At 66.8% G+C, this 3,447-nt stretch carries 6 protein-coding genes; 3 read left to right on the top strand and 3 right to left on the bottom strand.

Annotated features, from left to right (window positions below; all coding sequences use genetic code 11):
- Positions 1–26: 26 nt before the first annotated feature.
- The 3 genes from ACWGI8_RS41790 to ACWGI8_RS41780 form a co-directional block, all read right to left on the bottom strand.
- Complete coding sequence (locus tag ACWGI8_RS41790) at positions 27–704, bottom strand: nucleoside deaminase (protein WP_453668686.1); 678 nt, start codon at positions 702–704, stop codon at positions 27–29.
- A gap of 20 nt (positions 705–724) precedes the next feature.
- Positions 725–982: a hypothetical protein gene (locus ACWGI8_RS41785; protein WP_453668685.1), complete on the bottom strand. Its 258-nt coding sequence runs from the start codon at positions 980–982 to the stop codon at positions 725–727.
- A gap of 135 nt (positions 983–1,117) precedes the next feature.
- On the bottom strand, positions 1,118–1,498 hold the full coding sequence (locus ACWGI8_RS41780) for a winged helix-turn-helix transcriptional regulator (RefSeq protein ID WP_453668684.1): 381 nt from the start codon (positions 1,496–1,498) through the stop codon (positions 1,118–1,120).
- 109 nt (positions 1,499–1,607) lie between these two features.
- Here ACWGI8_RS41780 and ACWGI8_RS41775 point away from each other — a divergent pair, with 109 nt between their 5' ends.
- The 3 genes from ACWGI8_RS41775 (at position 1,608) to ACWGI8_RS41765 (ending at position 3,356) form a co-directional block, all read left to right on the top strand.
- Positions 1,608–2,015 carry a RidA family protein gene (locus ACWGI8_RS41775; protein ID WP_453668683.1) on the top strand — a complete coding sequence of 136 codons (408 nt, stop codon included), beginning with the start codon at positions 1,608–1,610 and terminating at the stop codon, positions 2,013–2,015.
- Positions 2,016–2,087: 72 nt separating this feature from the next.
- Positions 2,088–2,585, top strand: a complete 498-nt coding sequence (locus ACWGI8_RS41770) for a hypothetical protein (RefSeq protein ID WP_453668682.1) — start codon at positions 2,088–2,090, stop codon at positions 2,583–2,585.
- A 177-nt stretch (positions 2,586–2,762) separates the two neighbouring features.
- Positions 2,763–3,356 carry a Uma2 family endonuclease gene (locus tag ACWGI8_RS41765; RefSeq protein ID WP_453668681.1) on the top strand — a complete coding sequence of 198 codons (594 nt, stop codon included), beginning with the start codon at positions 2,763–2,765 and terminating at the stop codon, positions 3,354–3,356.
- Positions 3,357–3,447 lie beyond the last annotated feature (91 nt).

Here is a 3,447-nt window from a genome sequence, read left to right as displayed (position 1 = left end):
GGGATGACGGGCCCGAGCCCTGTCGGTCATCCAGTCGGGCTATGGGGGTCGCCTGGACCGGCTGTGCCCCAGGGATTGGCGGGCTGCGTCACCAGGTGTGGCCATGCCAGCCGATAGGCCACGTGCACGTCCGGTGCGTCGAGGAAGCCTTGCGTCTGGAGGCAGCGTCTCGCCCTGGCGAGGCAGGGGTCTACGGGATGTTCGTCCGCGGGCGGGGCGTGGTGAAGAGCCCAGGCATCCATGAGCATTGCGCCGAAGACGGCGAGGGGCCCTTCCACGGGGCCCTCGCGGCGTGCCCAGCGCCGCGCGATGAGGCCGCCGACCTGCGGAACGTTCTCGATGCCGCGCCACAGGCCGTCGGGGGCGGCGTACACGACCGTGCCGACGTGGGCGTGGATGAGGGCGCTGCTGCACAGCAGGCATGGTTCGAGGGTGGTGCAGAGCCGGTGATCCTCGTACCGGTGTTGTGACGGCAGTTGAGCGAGAACGTTGATCTCGGCGTGCGCGATGGCTGCGCCCCCGAGCTGTCCGGGCGGGGCAGTTGCCTCCTGGCTGCGGTTGCGTCCCCTCGCGACGACGCGGTCTGCGGCATCGACCAGGACGGTTCCCACAGGACGGCTGCCCGCACGGAACGCTTCCCAGGCCAGCTCGAACGGCAGTCTCCAGATCTCCGGCACGGTCGCTGCGGATGCGTCAGTTCCCATGGAGTGCAGGCAAGCCGTAGTCAGGTGTCTTCGGGATCCAGCTCGAAGATGAAATAGATGCTCAGGCAGTAGGGCTGGTCCTCGTCGTGGAAGAAATCCCACGACACGTCCACCATGCGGATTCTTTGTTCCCGCACCCACTCATGGGCTTTCTTGAAGGCATCCGCGGCAGTTGTGGCGGGGAACAGCTTCCTGGCGATGGGGTGCACCCCGGTCTCGGCGTCCGAGTCGTCGAAACCCTCCGGAACGTCCAGGCAGAAATTGGGATCGAGCGCCATGGAATGCGCCCCTTCCAGTCGGTTTACCAGTACGAATCGACAGAGGTTGCCCTCCGAGCACGACGCCTGGAAGGACCGCCGCACACCCGGAAGGGTTGCTCCTGCCGGCTGCGCGGCAAGCGAGTCCCCGACCCGTCAGGCGCCGAAGCGGTGGCGGGACGCCTCGATGTGACCGAGGTACCGGTGGGTCCAGTCGCACAGTCCGTCGATCGTCACCCGCAGGGCCCGGCCCGGCTCGGTGAGGGTGTACTCGACCCGGGGTGGCACGACGGGGTGCACCGTCCGCTCGATCAGACCGTTGCGCTCCAGCATGCGCAGGTTCTGGGTGAGCATCTTGTGGCTGACGCCCTCGATCTCGTTCCGCAACTCGCTGAAGCGCAGGGTGCGTTCACCGAGAGACTCGATGATCAGGAGCGCCCACTTGTTGGCGACGTCCGAGAAGATCTCCCGCGCCAGAGAGTCCGCACGCCTCAGGTCCGCATCCTCGGGCGAGCCGCTGAACTGCTTGGTCACCATCAGGTTCCCCAGTCACCGAAAAGTGCGTTCTTCCATGTCAGCGCACACTCTCCTACGGTTTCCTAGTAACCGCAAGAGAGCGGCTCTCATAGCAACGGAGGCAGGCAGCATGGCCATCACCCTGGTAAACCCCAATGGATTGCCGAAAATCGACGCCTACCGGCAGGTGTCGATCGCGACCGGGTCGAAGCTGGTCTTCATCGCCGGGCAGGTCGCCTGGGACGTCGACGGTGCCACGGTCGGCGAAGGCGACCTCGCCGCTCAGGTCGAGCAGTGCTACCTCAACATCGGCACCGCCCTGGCCGAGGTCGGTGCCTCCTTCGACGACGTGGCGAAACTGACCGTCTACGTCGTCGACTGGACCCCCGACAAGATGCCCCTGCTCATGGAGGGGCTCGGTCGGGCGGCTGCGAAGCTGGGAGTCACCGCGACACCCCCTGCCTCGCTGCTGGGCGTTGCGGCACTGGACGTACCCGACCATCTGGTCGAGATCGAAGCCACCGCCGTCATCGACTGAACAGGCGCTCTTCGCCCGGGGCTGCCTGAGCCCGGCGGCCGGGCTGTTGGTACCGGCTGGGACACTCCCACCATGGACACCACACCCGAGCAGATCAGCTCCCGGACAGCGGCTGCATGGACCGTCGCGCTCGCGGTCCTCGGAGCACTCACCGGCTTCGCCTGGGACGGGCCGTTCCTCGCCGTCGCCTGCGCCCTTGCCCTGGGAGGCGGCGGCGCCCTGGGCATGGCCCTGTCCCGCCGTCAAATGATCGCAACCATTCGGGAAGGGCAAGGGAAGGCCGCCGCGCTCGGGTACGCCGACGGGATCGCGGACATGGTGGTGCTGGAGATATCCGCGTACAGGACCTCCGTCTTTCCGCTGTCCGGCCCCGGCGCGGTAGACCCCGCTGAGCGCGCGGCGCGCCGTAAGGCCGCCTACCACCTCACGGCCGCCGACGGGCTTCCCCACCACATTCGTGAGGCCGCGGCCGCCGCTCTCGAAGCGATCGACGACGGGCGTGACCGCGACACCCAGTCCGCCATCGAGGACCTCATGAAGGCCGTCCAGCAGCAGCGCCGCGGCGCGTGACCGCAGCCACCGCCGGCCCTCTTCATGGCCTGCACCCGAAGGTTCCCGAGGACCGCACCCACTCGTGACTCAGGCATATTCGACCAGTTTTCGCCACGGGCGTGTCGCCATGGTCGTACCTGTCGTTGAAGGGCGCGGCTGCAGGCGACCACGCGGCAGCCGGGGAGGAGCGCCAGGATGACCGTCGTAGAGACCGACAGGATCGACATGGCCGAGAGCGACAACGAGCGCACCCTGGACGACCTGTTCGAGAGGCTCGAGCGGATGCCCGCCCCCGAGGGATACAAGGTCGAGATCGTCGAGGGGGCCGTCTACATGTCGCCGCAGCAGGACATGCACTGGGAGATCATCCGCAGGATCGTCCGGGCTCTGGAGGACAGGTTCGGCATGGGCGTGAAGGTCAAGTCGGATGTGCGCATCGACTTCCCCGGGCACCTGAACGGGTTCTGCCCGGATGTGGCGAAGCTCCGAGAAGGCGCGGAGAAGGACCACAAGGGCCTCTGGCGTCACCAGGATGTCGAATTCATCGCCGAGGTGATCTCCAAGGGCGTCGGGGCCAACGACTACGGCCCCAAGAAGACCGCCTACGCCACCGCTGAGGTTCCCGTCTATCTCATCGCCGACCCCTATGTCGGCAAGTGCCACGTCTACACCCAACCCAAGGACGGCGACTACGTGGTCGAGATGACCGTTGCCTTCGGCGCGGACGTCGACCTCACCAACACGCCTGTCGGTCTCACCCTCTCCACCGACGAGTTCCCCCGCGACTAAGGGCTTGCAGATCATTAACACGTCGTCTTGATCTTGCTGCTGGGATCGCTGCTTTGGGCGAGGACCCGAGCCTGGAGGGGCGCGAGGGCAG

The sequence above is a fragment of the Streptomyces sp. NPDC054841 genome (assembly GCF_053611045.1).
The sequence above is the reverse complement of the archived record's forward strand: the minus strand, read 5'-3'. Positions and strand labels throughout refer to the sequence as shown.